Source organism: Streptomyces sp. NPDC058308 (genome assembly GCF_042880275.1).
In the GTDB taxonomy this organism is placed as follows: Bacteria; Actinomycetota; Actinomycetes; order Streptomycetales; family Streptomycetaceae; genus Streptomyces.
This window is the reverse complement of sequence record NZ_JBHVZA010000007.1, coordinates 51,094-65,020: the sequence shown is the minus strand read 5'-3', so window position 1 is coordinate 65,020 and position 13,927 is coordinate 51,094. Positions and strand designations below refer to the sequence as shown.

Here is a 13,927-nt window from a genome sequence, read left to right as displayed (position 1 = left end):
GGCGGTCACCCCGTTGCCACGGGGTGACCGCCCTTCGGCGTCCTCCCGGGCGTACAGGGGGCGCTGCGCCCTGCTGGAGGCCGCGGAGGGCGCGGGGGAGGGGCGGGCCGGTCCCGGCCGTTCAGGCGCCGACCAGGGCCCTTGTGGCGCTGACGTTCGCTGGTCCACCGGCTGTGAACAGGTCACATGCGAATTGATCAAGGACTTCCGCGGCGTCACGGATCCGTCCAGATGTCCGGCGTGTCGCGGCCCATCGCATTTGTTTTGACCAGACTCGATGAGGTAGGTACGCTCAGACCTTGTGCCTGGGGTGTGCCTGGGCTCGCGCGCGTGTCCTCAACCGCAGCGGGAGTCCGAGAACGGCCACCGTGATCTGCGCCCACTCTCCGCTTAGCGGCGGGAGTCTGCAGCATTCGACACACCCGACCGCGTGGGTCGGAGATGTTCCAGGTTAGCTTTACCTATTCGGCACACAGAAACCGGAGAAGTAGTGCCTACGATCCAGCAGCTGGTCCGTAAGGGCCGGCAGGACAAGGTCGAGAAGAACAAGACGCCCGCACTCGAGGGTTCGCCCCAGCGCCGTGGCGTCTGCACGCGTGTGTTCACGACCACCCCGAAGAAGCCGAACTCGGCCCTCCGTAAGGTCGCGCGTGTGCGTCTGACCTCCGGGATCGAGGTTACGGCCTACATTCCGGGTGAGGGACACAACCTGCAGGAGCACTCCATCGTGCTCGTGCGTGGTGGCCGTGTGAAGGACCTGCCTGGTGTTCGCTACAAGATCATCCGCGGTTCCCTCGACACCCAGGGTGTCAAGAACCGCAAGCAGGCCCGCAGCCGCTACGGCGCCAAGAAGGAGAAGTAAGAATGCCTCGTAAGGGCCCCGCCCCGAAGCGCCCGGTCATCATCGACCCGGTCTACGGTTCTCCTCTGGTGACCTCCCTCATCAACAAGGTGCTGCTGAACGGCAAGCGCTCCACCGCCGAGCGCATCGTGTACGGCGCCATGGAGGGCCTGCGCGAGAAGACCGGCAACGACCCGGTCATCACGCTGAAGCGCGCGCTCGAGAACATCAAGCCGACCCTTGAGGTCAAGTCCCGCCGTGTCGGTGGCGCGACCTACCAGGTCCCGATCGAGGTCAAGCCGGGCCGTGCGAACACGCTCGCCCTGCGCTGGCTGGTCGGTTACTCCCGCGCCCGTCGCGAGAAGACGATGACCGAGCGTCTGCTCAACGAGCTCCTCGACGCCTCCAACGGCCTCGGTGCCGCTGTGAAGAAGCGCGAGGACACCCACAAGATGGCCGAGTCCAACAAGGCCTTCGCGCACTACCGCTGGTAGTCGCTACCCACATCGAGACCGAGAGAAGACTGAGCCGACATGGCTACCACTTCACTTGACCTGGCCAAGGTGCGCAACATCGGCATCATGGCCCACATCGACGCGGGCAAGACGACGACCACCGAGCGGATCCTGTTCTACACCGGTGTGTCGTACAAGATCGGCGAGGTCCACGACGGCGCCGCCACGATGGACTGGATGGAGCAGGAGCAGGAGCGTGGCATCACGATCACCTCTGCTGCCACCACCTGTCACTGGCCGATGAACGACGTCGACCACACCATCAACATCATCGACACCCCGGGCCACGTCGACTTCACCGTCGAGGTGGAGCGTTCGCTCCGCGTGCTCGACGGTGCCGTGACGGTGTTCGACGGCGTCGCCGGCGTTGAGCCGCAGTCCGAGACCGTGTGGCGTCAGGCGGACCGCTACGGCGTCCCGCGTATCTGCTTCGTCAACAAGCTCGACCGCACCGGTGCCGAGTTCCACCGTTGTGTCGACATGATCGTCGACCGCCTCGGTGCGACCCCGATCGTCATGCAGCTGCCCATCGGCGCAGAGGCTGACTTCAAGGGCGTCGTCGACCTCGTCACGATGAAGGCCTTCGTCTGGTCCGCAGAGACCAAGATGGGCGAGGCCTACGACATCGTCGACATCCCCGACACGCACACCGAGGCTGCCGAGGAGTACCGCGGCAAGCTGCTCGAGGCCGTCGCGGAGAACGACGAAGAGATGATGGAGCTGTACCTCGAGGGCCAGGAGCCCACCGAGGAGCAGCTGTACGCGGCGATCCGTCGCATCACCATCGCCTCCGGCAAGGGCGGCGACACCACCGTCACCCCCGTCTTCTGCGGTACCGCGTTCAAGAACAAGGGCGTCCAGCCCCTGCTCGACGCGGTCGTGCGCTACCTGCCGTCCCCCCTGGACGTCGAGGCCATCGAGGGCCACGACGTCAAGGACCCGGAGATGGTCGTCAAGCGCAAGCCGTCCGACGACGAGCCGCTGTCGGCCCTCGCGTTCAAGATCGCGAGCGACCCGCACCTCGGCAAGCTCACCTTCGTCCGGATCTACTCCGGTCGCCTGGACTCCGGCACCGCGGTGCTGAACTCCGTCAAGGGCAAGAAGGAGCGCATCGGCAAGATCTACCGCATGCACGCGAACAAGCGTGAGGAGATCGAGTCGGTGGGCGCCGGTGACATCGTCGCCGTCATGGGCCTGAAGCAGACCACCACGGGTGAGACGCTCAGTGACGACAAGCAGCCGGTGATCCTGGAGTCCATGGACTTCCCGGCGCCGGTCATCGAGGTCGCCATCGAGCCGAAGTCCAAGGGTGACCAGGAGAAGCTGGGTGTCGCCATCCAGCGTCTCTCGGAGGAGGACCCCTCCTTCCGCGTTCACTCGGACGAGGAGACCGGCCAGACCATCATCGGTGGTATGGGCGAGCTTCACCTCGAGGTGCTCGTCGACCGCATGAAGCGCGAGTTCCGCGTCGAGGCGAACGTCGGCAAGCCCCAGGTCGCGTACCGCGAGACGATCCGCAAGGCCGTCGAGCGCGTGGACTACACCCACAAGAAGCAGACCGGTGGTACCGGTCAGTTCGCGAAGGTGCAGATCGCGATCGAGCCCATCGAGGGCGGCGACGCGTCGTACGAGTTCGTGAACAAGGTCACCGGTGGCCGCATCCCCCGCGAGTACATCCCGTCGGTGGACGCGGGTGCGCAGGAAGCCATGCAGTTCGGCATCCTGGCGGGCTACGAGATGACCGGTGTCCGCGTCACGCTTCTCGACGGTGCGTACCACGAGGTCGACTCCTCCGAGCTCGCCTTCAAGATCGCCGGCTCGCAGGCCTTCAAGGAGGCCGCGCGCAAGGCCAGCCCTGTGCTGCTCGAGCCGATGATGGCCGTCGAGGTCACCACGCCCGAGGACTACATGGGCGATGTCATCGGTGACATCAACTCCCGCCGTGGCCAGATCCAGGCCATGGAGGAGCGCAGCGGCGCTCGCGTCGTGAAGGGCCTCGTGCCCCTGTCGGAGATGTTCGGCTATGTCGGAGACCTCCGCAGCAAGACGTCGGGTCGCGCAAGCTACTCAATGCAGTTCGACTCCTACGCCGAGGTTCCGCGGAACGTCGCCGAGGAGATCATCGCGAAGGCCAAGGGCGAGTAGCTCACCCGAGTTCACGCTTTAGGCTTGACACCATCCGCCGGGGTTCGAAACCCCAGGGCAAGAACCCCGGCGGCTGGCTTCCCAGCAAAGATCACCTGGCGCCGATGAAGCAAGGCGTACAGAACCACTCCGCAGGAGGATTCAGTGGCGAAGGCAAAGTTCGAGCGGACTAAGCCGCACGTCAACATCGGCACCATCGGTCACATTGACCACGGTAAGACGACCCTCACGGCCGCCATTACCAAGGTGCTGCACGACGCGTACCCCGACCTGAACGAGGCCTCGGCCTTCGACCAGATCGACAAGGCTCCCGAGGAGCGCCAGCGCGGTATCACGATCTCGATCGCGCACGTCGAGTACCAGACCGAGGCGCGTCACTACGCCCACGTCGACTGCCCCGGTCACGCGGACTACATCAAGAACATGATCACGGGTGCCGCGCAGATGGACGGCGCGATCCTCGTGGTCGCCGCGACCGACGGCCCGATGCCGCAGACCAAGGAGCACGTGCTCCTGGCCCGCCAGGTCGGCGTTCCGTACATCGTTGTCGCCCTGAACAAGGCCGACATGGTGGACGACGAGGAGATCCTGGAGCTCGTCGAGCTCGAGGTCCGTGAGCTCCTCTCCGAGTACGAGTTCCCGGGCGACGACCTGCCGGTCGTCAAGGTCTCGGCGCTCAAGGCGCTCGAGGGCGACAAGGAGTGGGGTGAGTCCGTCCTCAACCTGATGAAGGCTGTCGACGAGTCCATCCCGGAGCCCGAGCGTGACGTCGACAAGCCGTTCCTGATGCCGATCGAGGACGTCTTCACGATCACCGGTCGTGGCACCGTCGTCACCGGTCGTATCGAGCGTGGTGTCCTCAAGGTCAACGAGACCGTCGACATCATCGGCATCAAGACCGAGAAGACCACCACCACGGTCACCGGCATCGAGATGTTCCGCAAGCTGCTCGACGAGGGCCAGGCCGGTGAGAACGTCGGTCTGCTCCTCCGTGGCATCAAGCGCGAGGATGTCGAGCGCGGCCAGGTCATCATCAAGCCCGGTTCGGTCACGCCGCACACCGAGTTCGAGGCCCAGGCCTACATCCTGTCGAAGGACGAGGGTGGCCGTCACACCCCGTTCTTCAACAACTACCGCCCGCAGTTCTACTTCCGCACCACCGACGTGACCGGCGTCGTGACCCTCCCCGAGGGCACCGAGATGGTCATGCCGGGCGACAACACTGAGATGACCGTTGAGCTCATCCAGCCCGTCGCGATGGAAGAGGGCCTGAAGTTCGCCATCCGTGAGGGTGGCCGGACCGTCGGCGCCGGCCAGGTCACCAAGATCAACAAGTAAGCATTCCGCTTGCGCGTTGATCGGGGAGACCCGGTTGCTCTGAACTGAGCGCATCGCAGTACACGCAGTAACGGAAGGGCCCGTACGACTTCGGTCGTACGGGCCCTTTTGCGTGTGTGGTGCGCGTTGGCGCGGTACGGGCGGCTTCTTCCGCTGCGAAGGCGTACTCCCAGCTCCAGCTCAAGCCCGTACTGCCTTCATGGCCTCGTCGAGGACAGCGCTCAGCTCACGCAGGGCTTCCCCGGCGACTGCCGCGTCTTCGTGCTCCAGGTCCCGCGTCGCGCGGGTGTGCCGGGCGGACAGGTCGGGGCGGCGCGCGATCTCGATGTCCCGGGCCCAGGTGAGGACCCAGCTCCGTACCGGGCTGAGGGACTGCCACTCGACGGCCTTGGCAAAGGCCTCGTCCTTGGTGAGCTGCATCTCCGGCAGGCGCGCCGGGGCGACGACGGCGAGGGCGGCGCGCAGGGCGTCGGGCGTGTGCTCAGGGCGGGGTGCCAGCTCGTGTCCGTGGTCGGCCTGCGGTCGCCTGTGGCTCTCGGGATGGGGGGACGCGAACATTGTTCAGTGTTTCCGCTGGTCAGTGGGTGTACGGCAGATCGGACGCGGGTTCCTCAGCCTCGCGGCAGTCGCCGCAGGGCCCCGGCTCCGGGCCTCGGAAGGCGCGGTCGCAGGTGTCGCAGTTCTGGAGGGGGTGCCGGATCGCCGTCGGGGTGCGGAAGGCGGGTGCGGGTGGGAGGAGGGCCGTCAGGCGGTGGGCCAGCAGGGCGGCCGGGCGGTGCAGGCCCGTGGGTGGCAGGTCGTGCGTCAGGGCGTGGCGCACGGCCTCAAGGGTGACGTCCCGTTCCAGCCAGGCGACCACACCCGTGGTCAGGTGGGCCGTGTCGCGAGCCGTCAGGATCAGGCGCGGGTCGTGGTGGCTCAGGCCCGTGAGGAGTTGGTTCGCCTCGTCGAGGAGGTGCGGGGCCGCGCAGGTGGGGTGCGGTACCGCCGGGAGGGGGCGGGGAATTTTGCGGGGTGGCGAGGGGGATGCCTGCTCGGCTCGCGCCTTTTCGGGGTGGGGCTTCGGCGACGGGGGGTGTTGCCGGGTGGTGCGTGGCTGGTTGCAGGAGGTCGTGCGGGTGACGATGCGGCCGGTGGGGGTGCGTTCGCGGTCCCGGCGCAGGTAGCCGTGTGTCTCCAGCTCACGGAGGGCCGCGGCGATACGGGTGGCTCCCTCGGGGAAGCGGGCTGCCAGCGTCTTGATGTCGACGCGGGCGCCGGTCGGCAGCGACTGGATGTGACAGGCCAGGCCGATCGCCAGGAGGGAGAGCTCCTGGTGCTGCGCGAGGTGGTTGCCGATCACCGTGAAACGGGCGGTGTGGCGGGTGTTCTCGTGGGCGATGCCGGACGGCTGGCGCCGGGCAGCGGTGGCGTGCGCTTCGCCTCGGGGACGTGTGGTCGCCCTTGCGGGGGGTTTGTTGTCCCCGTCGGCGGACTTGGCGCACGGGGGCGCGCTAGTGTTTTGGGTATCCATCGGGAAGGGCCTACTTCCTCGGTGGTCAGGCCCTCGCCACGGGATTGCCGTCCCGGCGGGGGCCGTCGCATGTTTGGGGTTGTTTCGCTGCGGCGATTCGATTTCGCCTGCTGGCGGTGAGCGTAAGGGAGTTGGGGGGTCGGAAAGCCAGCCCAGCCGGTGATGTTCACTCGGGGGAGTGAGCGGGCGCGGCACCGCTGACTCGCGGCCCGGCGGGGCCTGGTGGGGCTTGGTGGGGGTTCTTTCTCTCTCAGGTTTCTTGGGGGAAGTCGCCCGCGCCACCGGAGCACGCGGGGGCGGGTTCCGGTGGGGTGAGACGCAGTCGCCCAGACCCCCATGCCCACGGGGCTCCGGCGCGCCGACCCGGGTCCCCGGGTTTGATCTCCGTCACTCACGGGGTACGCTCATCCGCTCGATTGGCACCAGGCATGCCCCGTATGGCAGACTGTCATGGTTGCTCGGTTGAGTGCCGATGCTGCGCGCCTCCCGCCGGGAGGACCGGAAGCGAGTCCCACAGTACTCGTCGCCTTATCTGTCGCAGGGCCCGAAAAGGCCCACTGGCAGCGCTGGGGCGGACGTACGGGAATCTTTCGGGAAGTGCGGTGCGGTGGCTCGACCAGGCGCCCGGTGGGTTTCTTCCCCCGGACCCGCGGTCATCTGGGCCGCAGCCCCTAGCAGGGATTCTCCTTCGGGAGAACTGTGTGAGCGGGACTGCGACACGCCCGACCGCGTGGGTCGGAGGAAGTAGAAAAAAGGGCCTCCCGGGAGCCAGAGCGTTCGAGACAAAGGACTACTAAGTAGCCATGGCGGGACAGAAGATCCGCATCCGGCTCAAGGCCTACGACCACGAGGTCATCGATTCCTCGGCGAAGAAGATCGTCGAGACGGTGACGCGTACTGGTGCGTCGGTCGCGGGCCCGGTGCCGCTGCCCACTGAGAAGAACGTGTACTGCGTCATCAAGTCGCCGCACAAGTACAAGGACTCGCGCGAGCACTTCGAGATGCGCACGCACAAGCGCCTGATCGACATCCTCGACCCGACCCCCAAGACCGTTGACTCGCTGATGCGCCTGGACCTTCCGGCCGGCGTTGACATCGAGATCAAGCTCTGAAGGGCGCGGAGAAGATGACCAAGCAGATCAAGGGCATCCTGGGCGAGAAGCTCGGCATGACCCAGGTCTGGGACGAGAACAACCGTGTCGTCCCGGTGACCGTGGTCAAGGCCGGACCCTGCGTCGTTACCCAGGTCCGTACGAATGACAGCGACGGCTACGAGTCGGTCCAGATCGCCTTCGGCGAGATCGACCCGCGCAAGGTGAACAAGCCCCTCAAGGGCCACTTCGCCAAGGCCGACGTGACCCCCCGTCGCCACCTCGTCGAGATCCGTACCGCTGGCGCCAGCGAGTACACCCTCGGCCAGGAGCTGACTGCCGAGACGTTCGAGGCCGGTATCAAGGTCGACGTCACCGGCAAGAGCAAGGGCAAGGGCTTCGCCGGTGTGATGAAGCGTCACAACTTCGCCGGCGGCAAGGCCTCCCACGGTGCCCACCGCGTGCACCGCAAGCCCGGTTCCATCGGTGGCTGCGCCACGCCTGGCCGTGTGTTCAAGGGCCAGCGCATGGCCGGTCGCATGGGCAGCGAGCGGGTCACCACCCAGAACCTGACCGTCCACGCCGTTGACGCGGAGAAGGGCCTGCTCCTCATCAAGGGCGCGGTTCCTGGTCCGAACGGCGGCCTCGTCCTGGTCCGTACCGCGGCCAAGGGGGCCTGAGGTAACCCATGAGCACCATTGACATCCTTTCGCCGGCAGGCGACAAGACCGGGACGGTCGAGCTCCCCGCGGAGATCTTCGACGTCGAGAAGATCAGCATTCCGCTGATCCACCAGGTCGTCGTCGCTCAGCTGGCCGCTGCCCGCCAGGGCACGCACAAGACCAAGCGTCGCGGCGAAGTCCGCGGTGGCGGCAAGAAGCCGTACCGCCAGAAGGGCACCGGCCGCGCGCGCCAGGGTTCGACCCGTGCGCCGCAGTTCGCCGGCGGTGGCGTCGTCCACGGCCCGCAGCCGCGTGACTACTCGCAGCGCACGCCCAAGAAGATGAAGGCTGCCGCTCTGCGTCACGCCCTCACCGACCGGGCGCGCAACTCGCGCATCCACGTCGTCTCCGACGTGGTCGCGGGCGAGATCTCGACGAAGGCCGCGAAGAGCCTGCTCGGCAAGGTCAGTGAGCGCAAGAACGTGCTCCTGGTCATCGAGCGCTCGGACGAGACCGCGCTGCTCTCCGCCCGTAACCTGCCCCAGGTGCACATCCTGGAGCCGGGCCAGCTGAACACGTACGACGTGCTCGTCTCGGACGACGTGGTCTTCACCAAGGCCGCCTTCGAGTCCTTCGTGTCTGGCCCCAAGGCCGATGAGACCGAAGGGAGCGAAGCCTGATGGCTATTCGTCACCAGAGCATCGCGTCCAAGGCTGCGAAGGCCGCCAAGGCCGCGCGCGTCGCCAAGGCGAAGCGCATCGCGACCGAGGGCAAGATCGCTGTTGAGCCCACCCCGCTGAGCAAGTCCTTCTCGGACCCGCGCGACGTCCTCGTCAAGCCGGTCGTCTCCGAGAAGTCGTACGCGCTGCTCGACGAGGGCAAGTACACGTTCATCGTGGCCCCCGGCTCCAACAAGACCCAGATCAAGCAGGCCGTCGAGTCGGTCTTCTCGGTCAAGGTCACCGGAGTCAACACGATCAACCGTCAGGGCAAGCGCAAGCGCACCAAGTCTGGTTTCGGCAAGCGTGCCGACACCAAGCGCGCGATTGTGACCCTTGCTGAGGGCGACCGTATCGACATCTTCGGCCAGGCCTCCTAACGGAGCGCCCTGGTCCGAATATCGGACGAGGACTGAGAAATGGGAATCCGCAAGTACAAGCCGACTACGCCGGGCCGTCGTGGCTCCAGCGTCGCCGACTTCGTCGAGGTAACGCGGTCCACGCCGGAGAAGTCGCTGGTTCGCCCGCTGCACAGCAAGGGCGGCCGTAACAACGCCGGTCGGATCACCGTTCGCCACCAGGGTGGCGGACACAAGCGCGCCTTCCGCGTGATCGACTTCCGTCGTCACGACAAGGACGGTGTGCCGGCCAAGGTCGCGCACATCGAGTACGACCCCAACCGCACCGCGCGCATCGCGCTGCTGCACTACGCGGACGGCGAGAAGCGCTACATCCTCGCCCCGCGCGGCACGCAGCAGGGTGACCGGATTGAGAGCGGCCCCGGTGCCGACATCAAGCCCGGCAACAACATGGCGCTGCGCAACATCCCGGTGGGTACGACCCTCCACGCCATCGAGCTGCGGCCCGGCGGCGGCGCGAAGTTCGCCCGCTCGGCCGGTGCCTCGGTGCAGCTGCTCGCGAAGGAAGGCGCCATGGCGCACCTTCGTATGCCGTCCGGCGAGATCCGTCTCGTCGACGTGCGCTGCCGCGCCACCATCGGTGAGGTCGGCAACGCCGAGCAGTCGAACATCAACTGGGGCAAGGCCGGCCGCATGCGCTGGAAGGGCGTCCGCCCGACCGTGCGTGGTGTCGTGATGAACCCGGTCGACCACCCGCACGGTGGTGGTGAGGGCAAGACCTCCGGTGGTCGTCACCCGGTCTCGCCGTGGGGTCAGAAGGAGGGTCGTACTCGTGATCGCAACAAGGCGAGCAACAAGTACATCGTCCGTCGCCGCAAGTCGAACAAGAAGCGCTAGGAGCGGGTTTAGATGCCGCGCAGTCTCAAGAAGGGGCCCTTCGTCGACGACCACCTCGTAAAAAAGGTGGACGTGCAGAACGAAGCCGGTTCCAAGAACGTCATCAAGACCTGGTCCCGTCGCTCGATGATCATTCCCAGCATGCTGGGTCACACGATCGCGGTGCACAACGGCAAGACCCACATCCCGGTGTTCGTCACCGAGTCGATGGTCGGCCACAAGCTCGGCGAGTTCTCGCCGACTCGCACCTTCCGCGGCCACGTCAAGGACGACCGGAAGTCGAAGCGCCGCTAGCGCGGGGTGGAAACGACTATGACTAACACCGAAGGGACAACCATGGAAGCCAGGGCCCAGGCGCGGTACATCCGCGTCACGCCCATGAAGGCCCGCCGCGTGGTGGACCTCATCCGTGGCATGGATGCCACGGAGGCTCAGGCGGTCCTGCGTTTCGCCCCGCAGGCCGCGAGCGTGCCGGTCGGCAAGGTGCTGGACAGCGCCATTGCCAACGCCGCGCACAACTACGACCACAACGACGCCTCTTCGCTGGTCATCAGCGAGGCGTACGTGGATGAGGGCCCGACCCTGAAGCGGTTCCGTCCGCGTGCTCAGGGCCGTGCCTACCGGATCCGTAAGCGGACCAGCCACATCACCGTGGTCGTCAGCAGCAAGGAAGGAACCCGGTAATGGGCCAGAAGGTAAACCCGCACGGGTTCCGGCTCGGTGTCACGACCGACTTCAAGTCGCGTTGGTACGCCGACAAGCTGTACAAGGACTACGTCAAGGAAGACGTCGCCATCCGTCGGATGATGACGTCCGGCATGGAGCGCGCCGGCATCTCGAAGGTTGAGATCGAGCGCACCCGTGACCGCGTGCGTGTGGACATCCACACCGCTCGTCCGGGCATCGTCATCGGCCGCCGTGGCGCCGAGGCCGACCGCATCCGCGGTGACCTCGAGAAGCTCACGGGCAAGCAGGTCCAGCTGAACATCCTCGAGGTCAAGAACCCCGAGGTCGACGCTCAGCTCGTGGCCCAGGCCGTGGCGGAGCAGCTGTCCTCCCGCGTCTCCTTCCGTCGCGCCATGCGTAAGAGCATGCAGTCGGCGATGAAGGCCGGCGCCAAGGGCATCAAGATCCAGTGTGGCGGCCGTCTCGGCGGCGCCGAGATGTCCCGGTCCGAGTTCTACCGCGAGGGTCGTGTGCCGCTGCACACGCTGCGCGCGAACGTGGACTACGGCTTCTTCGAGGCCAAGACGACCTTCGGCCGCATCGGCGTGAAGGTCTGGATCTACAAGGGCGACGTCAAGAACATCGCCGAGGTCCGCGCCGAGAACGCCGCGGCCCGTGCGGGTAACCGCCCGGCCCGTGGCGGCGGCAACGACCGCCCGGCCCGTGGTGGCCGCGGTGGCGAGCGTGGCGGCCGCGGCCGCAAGCCGCAGCAGCAGTCCGCGCCGGCTGCCGAGGCCCCCAAGGCCGACGCTCCCGCCGCCGCTGCCGCTCCGGCTGAGAGCACCGGAACGGAGGCCTGACCGAAATGCTGATCCCCCGTAGGGTCAAGCACCGCAAGCAGCACCACCCCAAGCGCCGCGGTCAGGCCAAGGGTGGTACGACGGTCGCATTCGGCGAGTACGGCATTCAGGCCCTCACGCCGGCGTACGTGACCAACCGCCAGATCGAGGCGGCTCGTATCGCGATGACCCGCCACATCAAGCGTGGCGGCAAGGTCTGGATCAACATTTACCCGGACCGCCCCCTCACCAAGAAGCCTGCCGAGACCCGCATGGGTTCCGGTAAGGGTTCTCCGGAGTGGTGGGTCGCGAACGTTCACCCGGGACGGGTGATGTTCGAGCTGTCGTACCCGAACGAGAAGATTGCTCGTGAGGCGCTCACCCGCGCTGCTCACAAGCTTCCGATGAAGTGCCGCATCGTCCGGCGCGAGGCAGGTGAGTCGTGATGTCGGCCGGTACCAAGGCGTCCGAGCTGCGCGAACTGGGCGACGAGGAGCTTGTCAACAAGCTTCGCGAAGCCAAGGAAGAGCTGTTCAACCTCCGCTTCCAGGCGGCGACGGGGCAGCTCGAGAACCACGGTCGGCTCAAGGCCGTCCGTAAGGACATCGCGCGGATCTACACCCTGATGCGTGAGCGCGAGCTGGGCATCGAGACGGTGGAGAGCGCCTGATGAGCGAGAGCAACGTGACTGAAGAGACGAAGGCCGCGCGCGGCTTCCGCAAGACCCGTCAGGGTCTTGTCGTCAGCGACAAGATGGACAAGACCGTCGTCGTCGCCGTCGAGGACCGCGTGACCCACGCGCTGTACGGCAAGGTCATCCGCCGTACGAACAAGCTCAAGGCGCACGACGAGCAGAACGCTGCCGGCGTCGGCGACCGCGTCCTCCTGATGGAGACGCGTCCGCTGTCGGCGACCAAGCGCTGGCGCATCGTCGAGATCCTCGAGAAGGCCAAGTAGGTAATTCCCGCAAGGGAATTCCAACAAGTACAGCTCCTAGGGGTATCCCTCGGAGTTCGTTCCGCCAGGCTCCCGGGGCAGTTCACTGAACTGCCCCGGGGGAACCGGCAGACAAACAGGAGATAGACGTGATCCAGCAGGAGTCGCGACTTCGCGTCGCCGACAACACGGGTGCGAAGGAAATTCTCACCATTCGTGTTCTCGGTGGCTCGGGTCGCCGCTACGCGGGTATCGGTGACGTCATCGTCGCCACCGTCAAGGACGCGATCCCCGGTGGCAACGTGAAGAAGGGTGACGTCGTCAAGGCGGTCATCGTTCGCACCGTCAAGGAGCGCCGCCGTCCGGACGGCTCGTACATCCGCTTCGACGAGAACGCCGCCGTCATTCTGAAGAACGACGGCGACCCTCGCGGCACCCGTATCTTCGGCCCCGTCGGCCGTGAGCTGCGCGAGAAGAAGTTCATGAAGATCATCTCGCTCGCGCCGGAGGTGCTGTAAGCATGAAGATCAAGAAGGGCGACCTGGTTCAGGTCATCACCGGTAAGGACAAGGGCAAGCAGGGCAAGGTCATTGCCGCTTACCCGCGCGACGAGCGCGTCCTGGTCGAGGGTGTCAACCGGGTCAAGAAGCACACGAAGGCCGGCCCGACCGCCAGCGGCTCGCAGGCCGGCGGCATCGTGACCACCGAGGCCCCCGTCCACGTCTCCAACGTCCAGCTGGTCGTGGAGAAGGACGGCAACAAGGTTGTCACGCGTGTCGGTTACCGCTTCGACGACGAGGGCAACAAGATCCGCGTTGCCAAGCGGACGGGTGAGGACATCTGATGACGACCACCACCACTCCGCGTCTCAAGACGAAGTACCGCGAGGAGATCACCGGCAAGCTGCGTGAGGAGTTCTCGTACGAGAACGTCATGCAGATCCCCGGTCTGGTCAAGATCGTGGTCAACATGGGTGTCGGCGACGCCGCCCGTGACTCGAAGCTGATCGACGGCGCCATCCGCGACCTGACCACGATCACCGGTCAGAAGCCGGCCGTGACGAAGGCCCGGAAGTCCATCGCGCAGTTCAAGCTGCGCGAGGGTCAGCCGATCGGCTGCCACGTCACGCTCCGTGGCGACCGCATGTGGGAGTTCCTGGACCGCACCCTGTCGCTCGCGCTGCCGCGCATCCGCGACTTCCGTGGTCTGTCCCCCAAGCAGTTCGACGGCCGTGGCAACTACACCTTCGGTCTCACGGAGCAGGTCATGTTCCACGAGATCGACCAGGACAAGATCGACCGCGTCCGGGGTATGGACATCACCGTGGTCACCACGGCGACCAACGACGCTGAGGGCCGTGCGCTCCTTCGTCACCTCGGCTTCCCGTTCAAGGAGGCGTAAGCGAG

Annotated in this window: 20 protein-coding genes; 18 read left to right on the top strand and 2 right to left on the bottom strand. The window is 66.2% G+C overall.

Going from position 1 to position 13,927, the window contains the following annotated elements; translation table 11 throughout:
- The first annotated feature begins 490 nt into the window (after positions 1 to 490).
- From rpsL to tuf, 4 genes are all read left to right on the top strand, one after another.
- Complete coding sequence (gene rpsL / locus ACFVYL_RS12045) at positions 491 to 862, top strand: 30S ribosomal protein S12 (protein WP_003948652.1); 372 nt, start codon at positions 491 to 493, stop codon at positions 860 to 862.
- A 2-nt stretch (positions 863 to 864) separates the two neighbouring features.
- Entirely contained in the window at positions 865 to 1,335 is a 471-nt protein-coding gene (gene rpsG, locus ACFVYL_RS12040; protein ID WP_003974303.1) for a 30S ribosomal protein S7, read from the top strand.
- A gap of 39 nt (positions 1,336 to 1,374) precedes the next feature.
- Entirely contained in the window at positions 1,375 to 3,501 is a 2,127-nt protein-coding gene (fusA, locus tag ACFVYL_RS12035) for an elongation factor G (RefSeq protein ID WP_389714794.1), read from the top strand.
- 144 nt (positions 3,502 to 3,645) lie between these two features.
- Positions 3,646 to 4,839, top strand: coding sequence for an elongation factor Tu (tuf, locus tag ACFVYL_RS12030; protein WP_161692952.1), 1,194 nt, complete (start codon positions 3,646 to 3,648; stop codon positions 4,837 to 4,839).
- A gap of 180 nt (positions 4,840 to 5,019) precedes the next feature.
- Here the strand turns inward: tuf and ACFVYL_RS12025 are convergent, their stop codons facing one another.
- Both ACFVYL_RS12025 and ACFVYL_RS12020 read right to left on the bottom strand, forming a co-directional pair.
- Positions 5,020 to 5,397: a hypothetical protein gene (locus ACFVYL_RS12025; protein WP_389714792.1), complete on the bottom strand. Its 378-nt coding sequence runs from the start codon at positions 5,395 to 5,397 to the stop codon at positions 5,020 to 5,022.
- Between the two features lie 19 nt (positions 5,398 to 5,416).
- Positions 5,417 to 6,352 (bottom strand): helix-turn-helix domain-containing protein, encoded by a 936-nt coding sequence (locus tag ACFVYL_RS12020; protein ID WP_389714790.1) that lies wholly within the window; start codon positions 6,350 to 6,352, stop codon positions 5,417 to 5,419.
- A gap of 803 nt (positions 6,353 to 7,155) precedes the next feature.
- Here ACFVYL_RS12020 and rpsJ point away from each other — a divergent pair.
- The 14 genes from rpsJ (at position 7,156) to rplE (ending at position 13,922) form a co-directional block, all read left to right on the top strand.
- On the top strand, positions 7,156 to 7,464 hold the full coding sequence (gene rpsJ / locus ACFVYL_RS12015; protein ID WP_003948644.1) for a 30S ribosomal protein S10: 309 nt from the start codon (positions 7,156 to 7,158) through the stop codon (positions 7,462 to 7,464).
- A 14-nt stretch (positions 7,465 to 7,478) separates the two neighbouring features.
- The gene (gene rplC / locus ACFVYL_RS12010) at positions 7,479 to 8,123 is read left to right on the top strand and encodes a 50S ribosomal protein L3 (RefSeq protein ID WP_055564825.1); all 645 of its coding nucleotides are present in this window, start codon (positions 7,479 to 7,481) and stop codon (positions 8,121 to 8,123) included.
- A gap of 8 nt (positions 8,124 to 8,131) precedes the next feature.
- The gene (rplD, locus tag ACFVYL_RS12005; protein WP_389714788.1) at positions 8,132 to 8,785 is read left to right on the top strand and encodes a 50S ribosomal protein L4; all 654 of its coding nucleotides are present in this window, start codon (positions 8,132 to 8,134) and stop codon (positions 8,783 to 8,785) included.
- A complete protein-coding gene (gene rplW / locus ACFVYL_RS12000) occupies positions 8,785 to 9,204 on the top strand; it encodes a 50S ribosomal protein L23 (protein WP_223776220.1) in 420 nt (139 codons plus the stop codon). The genes rplD and rplW overlap by 1 nt, the downstream gene beginning before the upstream one ends.
- 39 nt (positions 9,205 to 9,243) lie before the next feature.
- Positions 9,244 to 10,080, top strand: a complete 837-nt coding sequence (rplB, locus tag ACFVYL_RS11995) for a 50S ribosomal protein L2 (protein WP_361716676.1) — start codon at positions 9,244 to 9,246, stop codon at positions 10,078 to 10,080.
- A gap of 12 nt (positions 10,081 to 10,092) precedes the next feature.
- Positions 10,093 to 10,374: a 30S ribosomal protein S19 gene (gene rpsS / locus ACFVYL_RS11990; RefSeq protein WP_356251643.1), complete on the top strand. Its 282-nt coding sequence runs from the start codon at positions 10,093 to 10,095 to the stop codon at positions 10,372 to 10,374.
- Between the two features lie 42 nt (positions 10,375 to 10,416).
- Entirely contained in the window at positions 10,417 to 10,764 is a 348-nt protein-coding gene (gene rplV / locus ACFVYL_RS11985; protein WP_361716672.1) for a 50S ribosomal protein L22, read from the top strand.
- The gene (rpsC, locus tag ACFVYL_RS11980) at positions 10,764 to 11,606 is read left to right on the top strand and encodes a 30S ribosomal protein S3 (protein WP_125514476.1); all 843 of its coding nucleotides are present in this window, start codon (positions 10,764 to 10,766) and stop codon (positions 11,604 to 11,606) included. Before rplV ends, rpsC begins: the two co-directional genes overlap by 1 nt.
- 5 nt (positions 11,607 to 11,611) lie before the next feature.
- Complete coding sequence (gene rplP / locus ACFVYL_RS11975) at positions 11,612 to 12,031, top strand: 50S ribosomal protein L16 (protein WP_030782563.1); 420 nt, start codon at positions 11,612 to 11,614, stop codon at positions 12,029 to 12,031.
- Positions 12,031 to 12,255, top strand: a complete 225-nt coding sequence (rpmC, locus tag ACFVYL_RS11970) for a 50S ribosomal protein L29 (RefSeq protein ID WP_127912615.1) — start codon at positions 12,031 to 12,033, stop codon at positions 12,253 to 12,255. Before rplP ends, rpmC begins: the two co-directional genes overlap by 1 nt.
- A complete protein-coding gene (gene rpsQ, locus ACFVYL_RS11965) occupies positions 12,255 to 12,542 on the top strand; it encodes a 30S ribosomal protein S17 (protein WP_150171090.1) in 288 nt (95 codons plus the stop codon). Before rpmC ends, rpsQ begins: the two co-directional genes overlap by 1 nt.
- A 128-nt stretch (positions 12,543 to 12,670) precedes the next feature.
- Positions 12,671 to 13,039, top strand: coding sequence for a 50S ribosomal protein L14 (rplN, locus tag ACFVYL_RS11960; protein WP_003974257.1), 369 nt, complete (start codon positions 12,671 to 12,673; stop codon positions 13,037 to 13,039).
- A 2-nt stretch (positions 13,040 to 13,041) separates the two neighbouring features.
- Positions 13,042 to 13,365 carry a 50S ribosomal protein L24 gene (gene rplX, locus ACFVYL_RS11955; protein ID WP_016645174.1) on the top strand — a complete coding sequence of 108 codons (324 nt, stop codon included), beginning with the start codon at positions 13,042 to 13,044 and terminating at the stop codon, positions 13,363 to 13,365.
- A complete protein-coding gene (gene rplE, locus ACFVYL_RS11950) occupies positions 13,365 to 13,922 on the top strand; it encodes a 50S ribosomal protein L5 (RefSeq protein WP_055564831.1) in 558 nt (185 codons plus the stop codon). The genes rplX and rplE overlap by 1 nt, the downstream gene beginning before the upstream one ends.
- Positions 13,923 to 13,927 lie beyond the last annotated feature (5 nt).

Bases quoted from the DNA above. Each gene is read 5' to 3' on its own strand.
- rpsS (WP_356251643.1), top strand. From the start codon at position 10,093: ATGCCGCGCAGTCTCAAGAAGGGGCCCTTCGTCGACGACCACCTCGTA.
- rplW (WP_223776220.1), top strand. From the start codon at position 8,785: ATGGCTATTCGTCACCAGAGCATCGCGTCCAAGGCTGCGAAGGCCGCC.
- fusA (WP_389714794.1), top strand. From the start codon at position 1,375: ATGGCTACCACTTCACTTGACCTGGCCAAGGTGCGCAACATCGGCATC.
- rplD (WP_389714788.1), top strand. From the start codon at position 8,132: ATGAGCACCATTGACATCCTTTCGCCGGCAGGCGACAAGACCGGGACG.
- ACFVYL_RS12025 (WP_389714792.1), bottom strand. From the start codon at position 5,397: ATGTTCGCGTCCCCCCATCCCGAGAGCCACAGGCGACCGCAGGCCGAC.
- rplX (WP_016645174.1), top strand. From the start codon at position 13,042: ATGAAGATCAAGAAGGGCGACCTGGTTCAGGTCATCACCGGTAAGGAC.
- rpsQ (WP_150171090.1), top strand. From the start codon at position 12,255: ATGAGCGAGAGCAACGTGACTGAAGAGACGAAGGCCGCGCGCGGCTTC.
- rpsC (WP_125514476.1), top strand. From the start codon at position 10,764: ATGGGCCAGAAGGTAAACCCGCACGGGTTCCGGCTCGGTGTCACGACC.
- rpsJ (WP_003948644.1), top strand. From the start codon at position 7,156: ATGGCGGGACAGAAGATCCGCATCCGGCTCAAGGCCTACGACCACGAG.
- ACFVYL_RS12020 (WP_389714790.1), bottom strand. From the start codon at position 6,352: ATGGATACCCAAAACACTAGCGCGCCCCCGTGCGCCAAGTCCGCCGAC.
- rpsG (WP_003974303.1), top strand. From the start codon at position 865: ATGCCTCGTAAGGGCCCCGCCCCGAAGCGCCCGGTCATCATCGACCCG.
- rplP (WP_030782563.1), top strand. From the start codon at position 11,612: ATGCTGATCCCCCGTAGGGTCAAGCACCGCAAGCAGCACCACCCCAAG.
- rpmC (WP_127912615.1), top strand. From the start codon at position 12,031: ATGTCGGCCGGTACCAAGGCGTCCGAGCTGCGCGAACTGGGCGACGAG.
- rplE (WP_055564831.1), top strand. From the start codon at position 13,365: ATGACGACCACCACCACTCCGCGTCTCAAGACGAAGTACCGCGAGGAG.
- rplB (WP_361716676.1), top strand. From the start codon at position 9,244: ATGGGAATCCGCAAGTACAAGCCGACTACGCCGGGCCGTCGTGGCTCC.
- rplC (WP_055564825.1), top strand. From the start codon at position 7,479: ATGACCAAGCAGATCAAGGGCATCCTGGGCGAGAAGCTCGGCATGACC.
- rplV (WP_361716672.1), top strand. From the start codon at position 10,417: ATGGAAGCCAGGGCCCAGGCGCGGTACATCCGCGTCACGCCCATGAAG.